Raw genomic sequence first — 17,554 nt, 5'->3', positions numbered from 1 at the left:
TCTGGACCACCCGGGGAGGAAGAGATTTGCAGCTAGTTGCAGGTCAGCTTTCGCTGCGCTTTACAGAAGCGAGCAGGAGCTGGGCGACGTCCTGGACCTCGACCGACTCGCGGGCCGAGCCGTCGGCCTGCTTGGCGGTGAGGCCGTCGGACAGCATCACCCGGCAGAACGGGCAGCCGGTGGCGATCTTGTCGGCGCCGGTCTCGACCGCCTCGGTGGTGCGGTTCAGGTTGATGCGGGTGCCGAGCTTCTCTTCCATCCACATCCGCGCGCCGCCGGCGCCGCAGCAGAACGACTTCGTCTGGTTCCGCGGCATCTCGGCGTACTCGGCGCCCGGGATGATGTCGAGCAGTTCGCGCGGGGCGTCGTACACCTGGTTGTGGCGACCCAGGTAGCACGGGTCGTGGTACGTGATCTTCTGGCCGTTGAGCGAGCTGTCGGCCGGCGCGACCGGGGTCAGCTTGCCGTCGCGGACCAGCCGGTTCAGCAGCTGCGTGTGGTGGATGACGTCGAGCTCGACGCCCAGCTGGCTGTACTCGTTCTTCAACGTGTTGAAACAGTGCGCGCAGGTCGAGACGACCTTCTTCGCGCCAGTCTCCTTGAACACCTCGGCGTTCTGCATCGCCAGCTGCTGGAACACGAACTCGTTACCGGACCGCCGCGCCGGGTCGCCCGTACAGGTTTCACCATCGCCCAGAACGGCGAACGAAACGCCCGCGATGTTCAGCAGCTCGGCCACCGCCTGCGTGGTCTTCTTCGCGCGGTCCTCGTAGGCGCCGGCGCAGCCGACCCAGAACAGGTACTCGACCTCGTCCAGCGTCTCGACGTCCGAACCGACCTGCTTGACCTCGAACGGCAGGTCCTTGGCCCAGTCCATCCGCCCGGACGGGTTCATGTTCCACGGGTTGCCCTTGTTCTCCAGGCCCTTGAACAGCCCGTTGAGCTCGGACGGGAACGACGACTCGATCAGTACCTGGTACCGGCGCATGTCCATGATCGCGTCGACGTGCTCGATGTCGACCGGGCACTGCTGCACGCATGCGCCGCACGACGTACACGCCCACAGCGCCTCCTCGTCGATCACCGCGACGTCCGCGGGACCGACCAACGGCTTCTCCTGCTCGGCGAGGACCAGTTCCGGCAGCGACTTGCGGGCGTCGTCATCGGCGGCCAGCAGGTACGGCGCCTTGGCGTACGCGTGCTCGCGCAGTCCCATCATGATCAGCTTCGGCGACAAGGGTTTGTCGGTGTTCCATGCCGGGCACTGCGACTGGCACCGCCCACACTCGGTGCAGGTGGTGAAGTCGAGCAGGCCCTTCCAGGTGAAGTCCTCGACCTTGCCGACCCCGAGCGCCGCGTCCTCGTCGAGCTCGTCGATGTTCTCGAAGTCGATCGGGGCACCGTTGACCATGATCGGCTGCAGCGCGCCGAGCGCCGTACCGCCGTCGGCCTTGCGCTTGAACCAGATGTTCGGCCAGGCGGTGAACCGGTGCCAGGCGACGCCCATCGTCGCGTTCAGCGAGATCGTGATCATCCACGCGAACGAGATCAGGATCTTGACCATCGCGACCAGGTAGACCGCGTTCTCCAGGCCGTGCTCGCTCAGCCCGCCGAAGAGGCCGCTGCCCAGGAAGAACGTCATCGGGAAGTGGAACTTGTCCTGGTCACCCAGCTGGTACTCGAGACCGCGGAGCAACAGGATGCAGATCAGTACGCCGAGAATCGTGTACTCGACGTAGTACGCCTGCCATGAGGTCGACCCGTAGAACCGGCTGTACCGGCCCTCCGCGCCTCCCGATCGACGAGGCAGATTGCGCAGCCGGACCGCCATCAGCCCGAGGATCGACACCAGCCCGGTCCAGCTCAGCGCCTCGCTGACCCACTCGAACACGAACCAGTGCCCGATGATCGGTAGCGCCCAGTGCGGGTCGAAGAGCTGGCCGAACGCGGTCACCAGGCTGAGGAACAGCCCGATGAACCCGAAGGCGACGAACCAGTGCATCACCCCGATGTGGCTCCACTGCAGCATCCGGGTGTGGCCGAGGGTTTCCTTGACCAGGGTGACGGTCCGCTTGCCCGGGTCGTCGGTGCGTGCGACCGGCTGCCCGAGCTTGATCACGGACACGATGTGCCCGATCGTCTTGCCGAACAGCGCGACGGCGACGAGCGTCACCGCGAGCGAGACGACGATGGCGAGGATCTGCATACCAGCGATGTTATTGGTCGGTTACCCGTCAGTCATGTCTGTGTAGGGCTCGTCACGCCGCCAATTCGGCTGTCACCAAATCGACACACAGCGTTACAGAAGGTTCCTTGCTCGGCACTGGACCAATCAGTAAGTTTCTAACCACTGCAACCGCAGTACCTGTCAATCGGTTTCGGTGGGAGAGAACCATGCGTCTTCGTCGAGGAATCGCTGCTGGGGCACTGATCGCGACCGGTCTGGTGGTGCCGGCCGCGGCGAACGCGGCGCCGACCGCGGCCAAGAAATGCGACACGAACCCCGTCTACTGGTACACCCGCGGCGGGCACGAGGTGTACGTCGGCACCAATCTGTACAGCGACTGGCTCGAGGGTCCCGGCCGGGTCAGCTACACGCAGACCGCGACCTCGGAGTCGAACTCGTCCTGGTCCGGTGACCTCGGTGTCAGCATCCCGTTGGTGATCGCCGAGATCCAGAACAAGTACTCCAAGACGGTCGGCAAGTCTCATTCGGTCACCGAGGCCTGGTCGTACACCGCCGAGGTTCCGGCCGGCAAGGTACGCCGCCTGCACCAGCTCAAGCAGTCCTGGCGGGTCCAGGTCGTGCGCTGGAAGTACACCACCAGCGACTGCAAGAAGACCAAGGAAGTCAGCAACAAGACCGCCACGTTCCCGACCAAGAACCGCGACTACCTGTGGATCCTGGTCGGCCGCGAGTAAGTCAGTCGACGAGCCGGATGAGGCGGGCGGCGACGGCGGCCCGTCGGGGGTCGTCCGTCGGTAGGCCGGCGGCGAGGGTCTCGAAGATTTCCAGGTCCTCGGCGCCGGTGGTGGTCTGGGCGAACTGCCACAGCAGGTCGGCGTTGCGTGCGTCGAGGACCGCGCGGCGGAGGGTTGCGTCGAGTTCGTCGCGTTCGGAGCGCAGTGCGGGGGCGTCGGAGCGTGCGAGCAGCGGGCCGACGTACAGCTCGAGGGCTTTCGGCAGGTCGCCGCTGCGGAGGGCTGCCTGTACTTCGGTCACGTCGCCGGTGACGTCCGCGATGATGCGGTACGGCTTGGTGTCGAGGACTCCGCCGCCGAGGAGGTTCCGCAGGCGGTGCATCTCGGCGCGGACCGTGGTCGGGTTGCCCTCGTCGCCGTACAGCTGGAGCATCAGCTGCTCGGCCGTGAGTCCGGTCGGCTGCAGTAACAACAGTGCGAGTACTTCGGCGCGCCGCAACGTCAGCGCGATCTCGCGGCCGCCGACGATCGCGGTCGGCTGCCCCGAGCCGAGCAGCTTCAACCGCAACGACGGGCGCGTACGGCGTACCGGCGTACCGGGCATGCGGAGCAGGAAGCCCTCGTCCAGTCGCTCCACCAGTCCTTCCCGCCCGTCGCCGAGATCGATGCGATCGGCGCCGTCCGGTACGACGAGACGGTTGGGCAGCCATTCGAGCGGCTGGACTGCGAGCACGCGGCCGGTCGGGGTCAGCAAGGCTCCGGGCGCATCGCCGAGCGCCATCAGGTGGCGCATGTTGCGGGCGCGCAGCATCTCGTCGGCGGCGGCCATCCGGACCTTCAACTGTCCCTCGGCGAGCTGAGCCGCCGCGGTCACCAGGGCGACCATCGCGGGGTGGACCGTGCGCAGCGGTCCGGAGACGTCGACCGCCCCGAGCAGCTTGCCGGTGTCGGGATCGTGCACCGGCGCGGCAGCACAGGTCCACTCGTGGATCCGGCGTACCAGGTGCTCGGCCGAGTGGATCTGCACGGGTTGGCCGACCGCGAGCGACGTACCCATGCCGTTCGTGCCGATGTGCTCCTCCGACCACACCGCACCCTCGGACAACGCGATCCGGTCGGCCTGGCGTTTGACCTCGGACGAACCCTCGCGCCACAGGATCGTCCCCTGGGCGTCGGTGATGATCATGATGTGCGACGCCTCGTCGGCGATCGTGGTCAGCGTCTGCCGGAGCACCGGGAGGACGGCGCGCAGCGGGTGGTTCTCGCGGAGCGCCGCGACCACGTCCGGGTCGACGATCACCGGAGGCGCGTCCAGCTCGGGATCCACCGCGGCCGCGAGAGAGCGCTCCCAGGAGGCTGCGACCAGTGGACGTGGGTCGCCCGCGGCCCGGCCTCCGCTGAGCACCTCGTCGTACAACTCACTCAACCGGCGGGCCTGATCCGGTGCGTCCATGCGGCCTCACTCCACGCTGCAACGTCGGTGCAACGTCCATTCTCCTACCTTCGGTCCAACGTCGGGTATCCGAAGGAGGACCTATGACGATCTTCGCAGCTCCCGGGCAGGACGGCAGCCCGGTCACGTTCAAGTCGCGCTACGACCACTACATCGGCGGCGAATGGGTGCCGCCCGTGAAGGGTGGGTACTTCGAGAACCCCACTCCCGTCACCGGTGAGACCTTTACCGAGATCGCTCGCGGTACGGCGGACGACGTCGAGCGCGCCCTCGACGCCGCCCACGGTGCCGCGCCGGGCTGGGGACGGACGTCGCCGGCCGAGCGGGCGAACATCCTGAACAAGATCGCCGACCGGATCGAGGCCAACCTCGAACTGCTCGCGGTCGCCGAGACCTGGGACAACGGCAAGGCCGTCCGCGAGACGCTGGCCGCCGACCTGCCGCTGGCGGTCGACCACTTCCGGTACTTCGCCGGCGCGCTGCGGGCCCAGGAGGGCTCGGTGTCGGTGATCGACGACGACACCATCGCGTACCACTTCCACGAGCCGCTCGGCGTGGTCGCGCAGATCATCCCGTGGAACTTCCCGATCCTGATGGCGGTCTGGAAACTGGCGCCCGCGCTGGCGGCCGGCAACGCCGTCGTACTCAAGCCGGCCGAGCAGACCCCGGCCTCGATCCACGTGCTGCTCGAACTGATCCACGACCTGCTGCCGCGCGGGGTGCTGAACGTCGTCAACGGGTTCGGCGTCGAGGCCGGTAAACCGCTTGCCTCGAGCAACAGAGTCGCCAAGGTCGCGTTCACTGGTGAGACCACGACCGGCCGGCTGATCATGCAGTACGCGTCCGAGAACATCATCCCGGTGACCCTCGAGCTCGGCGGCAAGAGCCCGAACGTGTTCTTCGCCGACGTCGCGTCGTCCAAGGACGACTTCTACGACAAGGCACTCGAGGGCTTCACGATGTTCGCCCTCAACCAGGGCGAGGTCTGCACCTGCCCGTCGCGGGCGCTGATCCAGTCGTCCATCTACGACTCGTTCCTGGGCGACGCGGTCGGCCGGACGCAGGCGATCAGGCTCGGCAACCCGCTCGACACCGACACGATGATGGGCGCGCAGGCCAGCAACGACCAATACGAGAAGATCCTCGCCTACATCGCGATCGGCAAGGAGGAAGGCGCCCGGGTGGTCACCGGCGGAGCGCGCGCCGAGCTCGACGGGGACCTCTCCGGCGGGTACTACATCCAGCCGACGATCTTCGAGGGCGACAACAAGATGCGGATCTTCCAGGAGGAGATCTTCGGGCCGGTCGTCTCGGTGACCAAGTTCGACGACTACGCCGACGCGATGAAGATCGCCAACGACACGCTGTACGGACTCGGGGCGGGCGTCTGGTCGCGCGACATCAACACGGCGTACCGGGCCGGCCGGGAGATCCAGGCCGGGCGGGTGTGGACGAACAACTACCACGCGTACCCGGCGCACGCGGCGTTCGGCGGGTACAAGAACTCCGGCATCGGCCGGGAGAACCACAAGATGATGCTCGACCACTACCAGCAGACCAAGAACCTGCTGGTCAGCTACAGCCCTTCGAAGCTCGGGTTCTTCTGAGTGGTCGAGAAGGTGTTGCTCACCGACGAGGCGGCGCAGTGGTTGCGCCGCCTGACCGGGATGCACGGTCCGCTGATGTTCCACCAGTCCGGTGGCTGCTGCGACGGCAGTTCGCCGATGTGCTACCCGGACGGGGAATTCAGAACGGGGTCGGCGGACGTGCAGCTCGGTGATCTGGTCGTCGACGGGGTAGACGATCCGATCGGCTTCTGGATGTCCGCGAACCAGTACGAGTACTGGAAACACACCCAACTCACCGTCGACGTGGTGAAAGGCCGAGGCAGCGGCTTCTCGGTGGAGGCCCCCGAAGGCATCCGCTTCCTGATCCGCTCCCGCCTCTTCACCGACCAAGAGTCCGCCGAACTAGGACTCCTCTGATCGAGTGCCGTCCGTCCGGTGGCGTTGCCGGGCGGCCGGCACTCTTCTATGTCCGGATGACCAGGGGCTGTCCGGGGTGAACCGTGGTGTCGACGGAGTACGCCGTGCCGTCGACGTGGACGGTCCGGAGGTCTAGGTGGCCGGCTTGGCAGGTGATGGTGAGGGTGGTTGCGGTGTAGGTGGCGGTGGCCCAGCCGGTGTTGGTGACGAAGGGGGTGCTCCAGGTGTCGTCCGCGCGGGCCAGGGGGAGGGGTGCGAGGGTGATTGTCTTGGTGAGGGCGTTGTGGCGGTAGCCGGTGAGGGCTTCCAGGACGGACCAGCCGGCGGCGTTGCGGATGTAGTGGTCGCCGCATTCGATCGGGTTGAACGGGTTGCGGCGGGTTCCGTCGTACCTCGTCCAGAGGCCTTGCAGGATGGACATGCCCTCGTCGGTGAGGCCTTCGTACAGGCAGTGGGCGGCGACCTGGTACTCGGAGCCGGTCCAGACCTCGTCGCAGTACCGGGTGGGGATGTCGGGGCGTCCGCCGTGCGGCCAGGTGCACATGAGTAGTCCGGTGTCGTCGCCGTCGGCGAAGACGCGGTACGGGTGGTCGAAGTCGCGGAAACCGGTCCGCAGGTTGTGCCGTACGACGTTGCGCAGCGCCGTACGCACGTGGTCTTCGGGAAGCACGTACCCGAGGTCCAGCTGGTGCGCCCACCACTGCCCGATCAGCTGGTCCGCCAGGCAGCCGTCACCCCACTGGAAGTCACGGGTCTCGTCCGGGTCTAGGACCTGCCGGTAGTACTCGCCTGTGAACAGCAGTTCGTCGTACGCCGTGCTGCCCGTGTCGAACAGGCTCCGGTACTCCTTGGCGTCCTCACCGAGCAGTAGCGCCATCTCCTCGGCCGCACGCAGCGCAGCGAGCCACAGCGTGCCCATGAACGAGTTGACGCCACACAGGTCGATGTCGTGGGTGCTGGGCTGGATGCCACGCAGTACGCCGTCCCGCAGCCACTTGCTGTGGATGTGGTCGAGCAGCCGGACCACCTGAGGCCAGCGTCGCCCCAGCCAGTCCAGACCGGCGCCCTGGCGCACCTCACGGTACGTCTTCAACACACTGCCGAGCATCCCGTCCAGTGCGGGCTCTTCCGGTCCGCCGATCACCACGTCCCACAGCTGCTTTACGTAGAGCGGTGCGCGCACCCGGTGCGGGATGTACCCCTCCGGCGCCTGCATGACGTCGTACTCCGTGTCGCGCATGTTCTGCTCCAGCGACGGGAAGAGGCGCGACAGCGTCTGCTCGTAGTTCCACACGTGCGTGCAGTTGAGCGGACACGAGCCGCCGTACCGGCCGCCCCACATCGCGGTGGACGCGCCGAGAACCCCTTCGAACCCCAGTACGTCGCCGTCCGCGGTCTGGAAGACGGTTGAACTCCGTACGTCGGCCGCTAGCGCTGCTAGCCGTCCACCGGCCTCGCCGGGCAGGCTGCTCTCCGCGAACGCCTCTGTCCACGCGGTGGTGAGTGTTTCCAGTTCGGACCAGTGCTCGATGAAGTGGTCGGCTGCGGCGACCGCATCCGGCGTACGACGGGTGTACGCGTTGCCGAGCCAGAAGCGGCTGTGACCGTACGACGGGTGCGGTCCGAACTGGTTGAAGTCGACATATCGGTTCGGGAAATGCCACGCGACCAGGAACCGTACCTGCGTGGTCGCACCTGGTGGGAGGCTGAACGGGACTGCAAGGCCGCCGTTCCAGGTGGATCCTGGCGCGCTGGCACTGCTCGCGTGATGGACGGGACCGTTGAGGAAGGCAACGAATTCGTCCGGGCGGGTCCATTGCGGGTGAGCCGACGCGTCGGAGTCGGTTGCCAGCACCAGCTGCCCGGAACCGGGGTGATCTTCCGGCAGGGTGGTGTTTTCGAGGACGAGCGAGGTCCAGCCGTCGGCGCGGCGGGTGCGGTTCGTGTTGCCGCCGTACAGGCTGCAGGACACGCCGTCGATTGGCGTGACGCCGTCCCAGCCGACCGAGTTCTGCAGCGCGCCGGCGAGTTTGCCGTGGACGGCGATGTCGCCCGGGTTGTGCAGTGTGAACGTGAAGCCGACGACGGGCTGCGAGCTGGCCGCGGGGTCGGACGGTACCAGCGGGTTGAACACGTCGAGGCTGATCTCAATCGGCAGATCCGTCTCGTACTCCACGCGTGCGCGGGGATAGGTAGCGGTGACGTCCGTCGTACCGATCGGTGGGATGACGTCGTGCAGTCTCCGCTCGCCGGCCGGCACCACGTCATCGGTGACCAGTGGGGTGTCGGTGGGTTCCAGCGGCGGACCTTGCAGCAGGCGGATCTCGTCTAGCGGCGGCTCGACGCGGGAGAGGCGTAGTGCGAAGAAGCTGTCTGGCACATGTCCTTCGTGGTTGCCGATGTTGTGCAGCTGCCACTGCCGCAGCGCGCCGTTGCCGGCCAGTGCGAGCGTGCCGGTGCCGAGACCTCCCAGCGGCAGAGCGAAGTGGCGATGGTTGTCACCGGTGTAGTGCATGTTTCTCCGTCCATGTACCGGCTGAGGCGAACAACGCCACCGGACCGGGGGCTAGCAGGAGTAGTGAGGCAGTAACCGAGGTCCCGAGGTACACCGCTACAAAGCCGAGGGCGAGTACGCCGAGCGGTACCAGCGGGGCACGGGCGACCAGATGGAGCGCTGTGACCCAGAGCGTCTTGCCACGGAGACCTGCTGTCACTCGCAGGCTGAAGGCGTAGCAGGAGGCGAGTAGTAGGAGCACACTCACGCAGCCGCTCACGACGAGGGGGAGGGCGAAGAGCGGCCCGGCGTACAGCTGCCAGTTGAGTAGTGCGAGTGCGATCACCACTGCTGGAACCACACCCACCTCCAGCCCGGCCAGGGCGTGTTTCCGGAGGTTCTTCAGCAGTGCTGGGACGCCGCCGCGGTCTTCTTGAACTACTGCATCCGTGGTGGCGATGACAGCTGCCCAGACCGGGGCGATGGCGAATGCGGCCAGCAGGACGCTGACAGGTGACACGCCCGGACTGAGTAGTACTACAACGGCGGAGGCTGTGCAGACGAGGACTCCGGCGGTGGCCAGGAGCGGTAGCTCGTACCAGAGGGCTCGGAATGCGGCGGGTAGATAGGTCATGCGCGGAGACCCGTCGACGCGATGGAGGCGATGAAGGAGCGCTGGAAGATCAGGAACAGGACGAGGATCGGCAGCACCACCAGGGTTATTGCCGCGAACAGTACGACGGTCGGACCGCCGCCGACGGCGCCCTGCAGTGACACCAGGCCGACCGGGAGTGTCATCTTCTCCGGTGACGACAGGAAGATGTACGGCCAGAAGAAGTTGTTCCAGGACGCCTCGAAGACGAAGATCCCGAGCGCGGTCAGCCCGGGTCGCGCGAGCGGCAGGATCACCCGGAACAGGATCCAGAAATGCCCGGCGCCGTCCATGATCGCCGCCTCGTCCAGCTCCCGCGGGATCGACGAGATGTACTGCCGCAGGAAGAAGATCCCGAACACGTTCACCAACGCCGGCAACCAGATCGCCACCGTCGTGTCCACGAGATGCAGCCAGCGCATCATGATGAAGATCGGTACGACGGTCAACTGCACCGGCACGACCAGCGCTGCTAGCAGTACCGAGAAGATCTGGTCTCGCCCGGGGAATCGCAGCCGGTTGAACGCGTACGCCGCGAGCGCGCTCGTGAGCACTGCGCCGGCCGTCGTCAGCACCGCGATCTGCAGACTGTTCCACGCCATCTGCGCGAACGGGATCAGGTCCGGCACCTGCTGGAAGTTCTGCAGCGTCGGCGGTCGTGGGATCCATCGCGGCGGCAACTGGAACGCGTCGATCGGCTCCGACAACGCGTTCACGACCAGCCACACCAGCGGCGCGATCATCACCACCCCGCCGAGCACCAGCACGAGGTCGAGCAGCTTGCCCTTCATTGGTGCACCCAACGTCGGCTGAGGCGGAACTGGAGGCCGGTGACGACCATGATCACCACGAACAGGACGAGCGACAGCGCCGCGGCGTACCCGACCTCGAAGGACTGGAAACCCTTTTCGTACGTGTACTGCACGATGCTGCGAGTCGCGCCGTCCGGGCCGCCCTGCGTCATGATCACCATCGGGTCGAAGATCTGGAACGCGCCGATGAACGTGATCACCGTCGCGAAGAAGATCGTCGGCGACATCACCGGCAGCGTCACGCTCCAGAACCGCCACCACGCGTTCGCGCCGTCCACGCGCGCCGCCTCGAGCAGCTGCGCCGGCACCGTCTGCAGGCCGGCCAGCAGGATGATGAACGTGTACCCGATCGTGTGCCACCAGTCGACCACGATCAGCGTCGGCAACGCGAGCGTCGGCGAGGCCAGCCAGTTCGTCGTCGCCGAGAGGTAGTAGTTCGCGATGCCGAACGCGGGGTCCAGCACGTACTTCCAGATCAGCGCGACCGCGGCCCACGACACCAGGAACGGGAAGAAGTACGCAGTACGGACGAAGTACTTCGTGCCGCGCGTCATTGTCCGGTGTACGCCGAGCGCGAGCAGCATCCCGATTCCGATGTGCGTGACCACCGACGCCAATGCGAAGACGAACGTATTGACCACCGCGCGGATCGTCGCGCCGTCGGTGACGAGCTGCTTGAAGTTGTCCAGGCCGGCGAATTCCGGCGTACTCAGCAGATCCCAATGGAACAGGCTGAGCGCGAACGCGGCGACCAAAGGGCCGGCGACGAAGATCACGAAGAGCAGGACGGCTGGGCTGATGAACAGGTAGCCGGGGAGCCAGTCCCTCCGCTGCGGTTTCAGACCAACCCCTCCAGCGTGGTCTGGGCCTTGCCGAGCGCGTCGGCCGGCGCGGCGTTGCCGGTCAGCACCTGCTTCCAGCCGTCCTCGATCGCCTTCTGGACCGCGGCGCCCTTGTCCGGCGACGGGATCGGGGTCGCGTAGCTGAGCGCCTGGTACAGGTACTCCGTGCCCTTCGGTGCGTCCTCGAGGAACGACTGGCTGTTCGCGATCGACTTCCGCGCCGGGACGATGGTGCCGCCGAGCTGGGCGAACGTCGACGAGCCCTCCTTCGAGATCAGGAACTTGATGAACGTCCAGGCGTCGTCCTTCTTCTTCGACGCCTTCAGGATCGGGTACCCGTTCCAGCCGACCGGCGAGCCCTGCGCGACCTTCGTCGGCCACGGCACGATGCCCATCTTCTGCGTCGCCTTCAGGTTCCGGATGCTGATGATCGGCCAGCGGCCGCCGCCGAACATCGCCAGCTTGCCCTGCGCGGCCGCGGTGAACGCGTCGAACGTGCCGCCGGGCGGCGGCGACAGCTTGTCCGCGACCAGCTTCCGGTTGAATTCCGCGGCCTCGAGCACGCGCGGGTCGTCGTACGTCGGCTTCGACCAGTCCTCGGAGAAACTGCTGGTCCCGTTGGTGAGCAGCCACGGCATGATCGCGGCGAAGTACGCCGAGTCGGCGGCGTACCCGAAGGCGCCGGTCTTCGCCTTGATCTGCTCACACGCGGACCGGAACTGGTCCCAGGTCCATTTCGCCGTCGGTTCGGGTACGCCGGCCTTCGCGAACAGGTCCTTCGAGTACCACATGCACATCGTGTTGAACTCGCCCGGCAGGTAGTACGTCTTGCCGTCGGTGGACGCGTACTTCTTGTCCCACTCGATCAGGTTCGGGTCCATGTCACCGTAGTACTCGTCGATCGTCGACTGGTCCTTCTTGATGTAGTCGTCGAGCGGCGCGAGCAGCCCCTTCGACGCGAACAGCCGCTGGCCCTCGGTGGCGATCTGGATGACGTCCGGCACCTGGCCGCCGGCGATCCGGGTGGAGAGCTTGTTGAAGAAGTCGCCCCAGTTCGACAGCGGGATGCCCTCGGCCTTGAGCTTGATCTCCGGGTGCTGCCCGGTGAACTTCGCGAACAGCTTGTTCCAGGTCGCCTGCTGCTCGGCCGTGCCCATGTAGACGAACGACAGCTCCTTCGTCGAAGCGCCTCCGCCACCGCTGCCGCCTCCGCAGGCAGCCAGCGAGGCGGCGAGCGCCGTACCGCCGCTGGCTTGGAGGAAACGTCGCCTACTGAGCAGGGCTTGGTCCATGACGGAACCTCCAGGCGGGGAAATCGATTTCTCAGAGATCCCGGCAGCATAGTCCCGGGTGCTGAAACCGTGTCAAGGGTCGGGCCCGAGGAAACTCAGGGGGAAACCTTCATCGGCCGACGCACCCTCGGTGACGCAGTGATCACGCGCAAATTCCGGTCCAGCCGGGGTGGTTGTCATGGGTCCGCCCATGACATTTGTCAGCGGTCCGATCGCTGGCATCCGGTGCTCCGGCGGACGCACGATGCGAGCACCCCCAAATCAAGCCGGCCTCCGCCCACCGGCCCAACGGGACCCACACGCGGAGGCCTGCCCAACCTCGAGGAGTCCAGTTGAGGCAACGGATTCTCGTGTCCGCCCTGGGTGTCGGCGCATTGGCCGTCGCAGGACTGACCGCCCAAGCACTGACCGCGTCGGGCGCCACCGCCGCACCGTCCCCCTACACCGCCGGCAAACACGCGGCCCGCGTCTGCTCGGACGCGACGGCCAAGCACACCGCGAGCTGCAACGCGGTGAAACTGGTGAGCCCGGACGGCCGGACGCCGGCTGCCGCCGCACCGCCGGCGACCGGTCTGACCCCGAGCGGGCTGCGCGACGCCTACAAGCTGAACGGTCTCAGCGCAGGTGGCCGCACAGTCGCGATCGTCGACGCCTACGGCTACCCGAACCTGGAGCGCGACCTCGGCGTCTACCGCTCGCAGTTCGGCCTGTCGGCGTGTACGACGGCCAACGGCTGCCTGAAGGTCATCAACCAGACCGGCGGTACGTCGCTCCCGCGGTTCAACGTCGGGTGGGCCGGTGAGCAGGCCCTCGACGTCGATGCGGTGTCGGCCGCCGCGCCGGACGCGAAGATCGTCGTCGTCCAGGCCAACTCGGCGAGCTTCGCGGACCTCGGCGCCGCGGTCGTGACCGCGTCCAAGCAGGCAGGCGTCGTCGCCATCTCCAACAGCTACGGCGGCGGTGACGCGGACGACGCGACGTACGGCAGCTACTACAACCACCCGGGCATCGCGGTCACCGCGTCCACCGGTGACAACGGCTACCAGGGCGGCAGCTACCCGGCGTCCTCGTCGTACACGACGGCCGTCGGCGGTACGTCGTTGGTTGCCGCGAGCAACAGTCGCGGGTGGAGCGAGAGCGTCTGGGACGGCGCCGGCTCGGGCTGTTCGACGTACAACACGGCTCTGAGCGCTGCGTCGTCGTTCGACACCGGTTGCTCGAAGCGTGCGATGGCCGATGTGTCCGCGGCGGCCGACCCGTCCAAGGGCGGTATGGCGATCTACTCCCCGACGAGCAAGTCGGCGTCGACCTGGGCGCAGTTCGGCGGTACGAGTGAGGCCGCGCCGATCATCGCAGCGGTCTACGCGCTGTCCGGCAACACGGCCGGGTACGCGAACGCGTTGCCGTACGCCCACCCGAGCTCGCTGTTCGACGTGACCAGCGGCAGCAACGGCACCTGCCCGACAACCCAGTGGTGCAACGCCCGCACCGGTTGGGACGGTCCGACCGGCCTCGGTACGCCGAACGGCGCCGGAGCTTTCTGACCTTTTGAGACACCGCTAGTGATCGGCCGGTGGCTACGTGCAACTGGCCGGTCACTAGCGGTACTGTTCCGAGCACGAAGGACAACCCTCAACTCCGCGACATTCCGGCGATTTCTCTTCCCCGGACCCGTCCGCAGGCTTAAGGTCGGCCCCCGGGGACGGGTCGTGGAGGGCGACCCGCGAACACGAACTTGATGGAGATCTCGCTGTGACAACATCACGCAGAGGGCGGGGGCTCTTAGCAGTCTCAGCCGTCTCCGCGGCCGCCACCGTGCTGGCCATGACGGCCGGCGGTGGCGCGAACGCTGCCCAGAACGCCGGTGCCGAGGGCAGGAAACCCGCGCAGGCCGAACAGAGTGCCGGCAAGGACCGCAAGGGCAACTACGACGCCCGTACGCCGAACGCACGCACCACCTATGCCCGCGCCGCGAAGGTCGAGGGCAAGGAGACGGCCGCCGCGAAGAAGTTCCGCGACTCGCTCGGTACCCAGGGCGTCGTCGAGGTCGACCCGAACACCGGCACCCCGGCCCAGGTCACCAAGCTGAACGGCTTCCTCACCGGCAAGAGCGCGAAGAAGGCCACGGACGTTGCCCTCGGCTACGTGAAGGCCCACCCGGAGATCTTCAAGCTCTCCGACGCCGACCTCGGCACGCTGAAGCTGCGCAAGGACTACGTCGACGACCTCGGTACCCACCACATCTTCTGGTCGCAGGTCGTCGACGGCGTCGAGGTGTTCGGCAACGGTCTGAAGGCCAACGTCACCAAGAACGGCCAACTGGTCTCGGTGATGGGCTCCCCGGTCGCCGGCCTCGCCTCCGCCGCGCAGAGCCGCTCCGCCGTCGCGGCGCCGAAGGTCTCCGCAGCGGACGCCCGCAGCGCCGCGGTCAAGGACGCCGGCGGTACGGCGCAGTCCGCGACCGCGACCACGTCCGGCGTGAACACCAAGTGGAGCAACGGCGACACCGCGAAGCAGGTGTGGTTCCACACCGCCGACGGGCTCCGCAAGGGCTGGCTGACGTACACCAACTCCGGTGGCACCAAGATCTACAGCCACGTCGTCGACGCCCAGACCGGCGGCACGCTGTACCGCAAGGACCTCGTCAGCGAGGGCAACGGCGACGCGCTCGTCCAGGACAACTACCCGGGCGCGGCCAAGGGCGGCACCCAGCGGGTCGAGAACCTGATCTACAACAAGTGGCTGCCGAAGAACGCCAAGACCCTGCTCGAGGGTACGTCGGTCGCGGCCTTCGCGGACGTCAACGACGACAACCAGCCGAACGCCGGCGAGACGGTCAAGGTGCCCGGCACCAAGACCGGCGCCGAGTACAAGCTGACCACCTTCCAGAACGCGTCGTCGTTCTGCTCGACCTCGTTCATCTGCACCTGGGACCCGGCGAAGCCGGACTCCTGGAAGACCAACCTGAACCAGGACGTCACCAACGCGTTCTACCTGGCCAGCAACTTCCACGACTGGCTGGCGAAGGCGCCGATCAGCTTCACCCCGGCGGCCGGCTCGTTCGACGCCGCGGGCGGCGACCCGGTGCACCTGAACGCCCTCGACGGCGCGGCCACCGGTGCCAACGGCGGGCCTGACGCCAACCACGACGACAACGCCAACATGTCGACGCCGCCGGACGGCACCTCGCCGACCATGCAGATGTACCTGTGGCACTCGCCGGGCAAGTCCGACGCGCAGGAGCCGTGGGTCCCGGCCAGCGGCGCCAACGACGCCAGCATCCTGTACCACGAGTACACGCACGGTCTGTCGAACCGCCTGGTCGTCGACGCCACCGGCAACTCGACGCTGAACAGCATCCAGGCCGGCTCGATGGGCGAGGCGTGGAGCGACTTCTACGCCATGGACTACCTCGTCTCGCACGGTCTGGAGAAGGACACCACCGCTCCGGGCGAGGTCCTCGAGGGCAAGTACGTCTCCCACGGCGACCTGTTCCGTACCCAGGCGATCGACTGCCGCGTGAAGGCGGTCAGCCCGAACTGCGTCAAGGCGAACGGCGCCAAGGGCGGCTACACGTACGGCGACTTCCCGACCATCGGTTCCCGCGGGCCCGAGGTGCACTCGTCCGGTGAGGTGTGGGCGCAGACGCTGTGGGACCTGCGCGAGCGCTTCGGCCGCAGCTACGCGCTGAGCATCATCACCCGCGCGATGGAACTCTCACCGTCCGACCCGACGATGCTCGACATGCGCAACGCCGTCGTCCAGGCCGACCTGATCGCCAGCGGCGGCAAGAACGCCGACATCATCTGGACCGTGTTCGCCAACCGCGGCATGGGCTGGTACGCCGGTGTCGTCGACGGCGGAGACGCCTACCCGGCCCAGGACTTCCACAAACCGCCGACGGGCGCGACCACCGCACTCACCGGCACCGTGAAGGACAAGGACACCGGCGCCCCGGTGGCCGGCGCGCTCGTGTACGTCGGCGGTCACTCCTCCGGCTACGCAGGCGACTACGCCGGCTCCACCGACGCGACCGGCAAATACACGATCACCGGCGTTGCCCCAGGCACCTACCCGAAGGTCGTCGTCTCCGCACCGGGCTACGAACTGCTCGTCCAGCCCGTCAAGGTCACCGCCGGCGCTCAAGCCAACTTCGTACCGCGCCGCAACTGGGCCGCCGCCTCCGGCGGAGGATCCGTCGCCGGCTTCAACGGTCCGGACTACAGCGACTTCGGTTGCGGCCCGGGCGGTTCGATCGACAACGCCCAAGGCACCGGCTGGGGCAGCACCACCGGCGACGACAACGGCACGCCGACGGGCACGATGATCCCGAAGCACGTCGACATCAAACTGCCCGCGAAGGTCAACATCAGCTCCTTCAACGTCGACCCGTCAGCCACCTGCGGTGACTCGGGCACGGCCTCGACCGGCCAGTACAAGATCGAGACCTCGGCCGACGGCACCACCTGGGCAACCGCCCAGGAAGGCACCTTCACCACCGCCAACCAGGGCAAGTACAACCTACTCAGCCCGACCGGCAACGCAACCGGCGTCCAGTACGTACGCTTCTGGATGCTCAGCCCGCAGGTCCCGAACTTCTCCACCACCTGCCCCGGCAGCACCACCAGCGGCTGCAGCTTCACCGACATGACCGAACTCCAGGTCTTCGGCACCAACTAACGCCGCACCCCCCGGAAGGCCGGCCGAGCCCCCTCGCCCGGCCTTCCGGCATTCCACCCCCGCCACCCACACCACCCGCGCCCCACCCGCCGGGCGCTCGCCGCCGCCCCCGCACCCCGCGCACTCGCCGCGCGCTCTCACCCGCGCCGCTCTCACCCCTCCGCGCACCCCACCTCATGCCCGCGCCCCACGCCACCGACGCGCACGCGCCCACCTAGGCCCCGCGCCCCCTGCCACCCACCGCCTCCGCGCCCCTGCCAGCCAGTGCCCCCGCGCCGCGCGCCAACCCGCGCCCTGCGCAACCCGCGCCGCGCGCCGCCGACGGGCGCATGCGCCACCTGCGTCCGCGCGCCCCGTGCCACCGAGCGCCCCCGCGCCGCGCGCCACCCGCGCCGCGCACCGCCGACGGGCGCATGCGCCTG

12 protein-coding genes are annotated in these 17,554 nt (G+C 67.4%); 5 read left to right on the top strand and 7 right to left on the bottom strand.

Going from position 1 to position 17,554, the window contains the following annotated elements:
* Positions 1–43: 43 nt before the first annotated feature.
* Positions 44–2,206: a (Fe-S)-binding protein gene (locus ACWF0M_RS35030; RefSeq protein WP_452240049.1), complete on the bottom strand. Its 2,163-nt coding sequence runs from the start codon at positions 2,204–2,206 to the stop codon at positions 44–46.
* 188 nt (positions 2,207–2,394) lie between these two features.
* Between ACWF0M_RS35030 and ACWF0M_RS35025 the strand changes: the two genes are divergently transcribed.
* A complete protein-coding gene (locus ACWF0M_RS35025; protein ID WP_452240048.1) occupies positions 2,395–2,922 on the top strand; it encodes a hypothetical protein in 528 nt (175 codons plus the stop codon).
* Position 2,923: 1 nt separating this feature from the next.
* Here ACWF0M_RS35025 and ACWF0M_RS35020 read toward each other — a convergent pair whose 3' ends face one another.
* The gene (locus ACWF0M_RS35020) at positions 2,924–4,375 is read right to left on the bottom strand and encodes a GAF domain-containing protein (RefSeq protein ID WP_452240047.1); all 1,452 of its coding nucleotides are present in this window, start codon (positions 4,373–4,375) and stop codon (positions 2,924–2,926) included.
* 83 nt (positions 4,376–4,458) lie between these two features.
* Here ACWF0M_RS35020 and adh point away from each other — a divergent pair, with 83 nt between their 5' ends.
* Positions 4,459–5,982 carry an aldehyde dehydrogenase gene (gene adh / locus ACWF0M_RS35015; protein ID WP_452240046.1) on the top strand — a complete coding sequence of 508 codons (1,524 nt, stop codon included), beginning with the start codon at positions 4,459–4,461 and terminating at the stop codon, positions 5,980–5,982.
* Complete coding sequence (locus tag ACWF0M_RS35010) at positions 5,983–6,360, top strand: DUF779 domain-containing protein (RefSeq protein ID WP_452240045.1); 378 nt, start codon at positions 5,983–5,985, stop codon at positions 6,358–6,360.
* A gap of 46 nt (positions 6,361–6,406) precedes the next feature.
* Here ACWF0M_RS35010 and ACWF0M_RS35005 read toward each other — a convergent pair whose 3' ends face one another.
* The 5 genes from ACWF0M_RS35005 to ACWF0M_RS34985 all read right to left on the bottom strand — a co-directional run bounded on the left by ACWF0M_RS35005 (position 6,407) and on the right by ACWF0M_RS34985 (position 12,452).
* Positions 6,407–8,875: a GH116 family glycosyl-hydrolase gene (locus ACWF0M_RS35005; RefSeq protein WP_452240044.1), complete on the bottom strand. Its 2,469-nt coding sequence runs from the start codon at positions 8,873–8,875 to the stop codon at positions 6,407–6,409.
* Complete coding sequence (locus ACWF0M_RS35000) at positions 8,859–9,488, bottom strand: hypothetical protein (RefSeq protein ID WP_452240043.1); 630 nt, start codon at positions 9,486–9,488, stop codon at positions 8,859–8,861. Before ACWF0M_RS35000 ends, ACWF0M_RS35005 begins: the two co-directional genes overlap by 17 nt.
* The gene (locus tag ACWF0M_RS34995) at positions 9,485–10,297 is read right to left on the bottom strand and encodes a carbohydrate ABC transporter permease (protein WP_452240042.1); all 813 of its coding nucleotides are present in this window, start codon (positions 10,295–10,297) and stop codon (positions 9,485–9,487) included. Before ACWF0M_RS34995 ends, ACWF0M_RS35000 begins: the two co-directional genes overlap by 4 nt.
* Positions 10,294–11,094: a carbohydrate ABC transporter permease gene (locus ACWF0M_RS34990; protein WP_452240041.1), complete on the bottom strand. Its 801-nt coding sequence runs from the start codon at positions 11,092–11,094 to the stop codon at positions 10,294–10,296. Before ACWF0M_RS34990 ends, ACWF0M_RS34995 begins: the two co-directional genes overlap by 4 nt.
* 62 nt (positions 11,095–11,156) lie before the next feature.
* Entirely contained in the window at positions 11,157–12,452 is a 1,296-nt protein-coding gene (locus ACWF0M_RS34985) for an extracellular solute-binding protein (protein ID WP_452240040.1), read from the bottom strand.
* A gap of 332 nt (positions 12,453–12,784) precedes the next feature.
* Here ACWF0M_RS34985 and ACWF0M_RS34980 point away from each other — a divergent pair, with 332 nt between their 5' ends.
* The gene (locus tag ACWF0M_RS34980; protein WP_452240039.1) at positions 12,785–13,996 is read left to right on the top strand and encodes a S53 family peptidase; all 1,212 of its coding nucleotides are present in this window, start codon (positions 12,785–12,787) and stop codon (positions 13,994–13,996) included.
* 280 nt (positions 13,997–14,276) lie between these two features.
* Entirely contained in the window at positions 14,277–17,132 is a 2,856-nt protein-coding gene (locus tag ACWF0M_RS34975) for a M36 family metallopeptidase (protein ID WP_452240038.1), read from the top strand.
* Positions 17,133–17,554 lie beyond the last annotated feature (422 nt).

It is taken from the genome of Kribbella sp. NPDC055110 (assembly GCF_053607525.1).
This window is presented reverse-complemented; position numbering and strand designations above follow the sequence as displayed.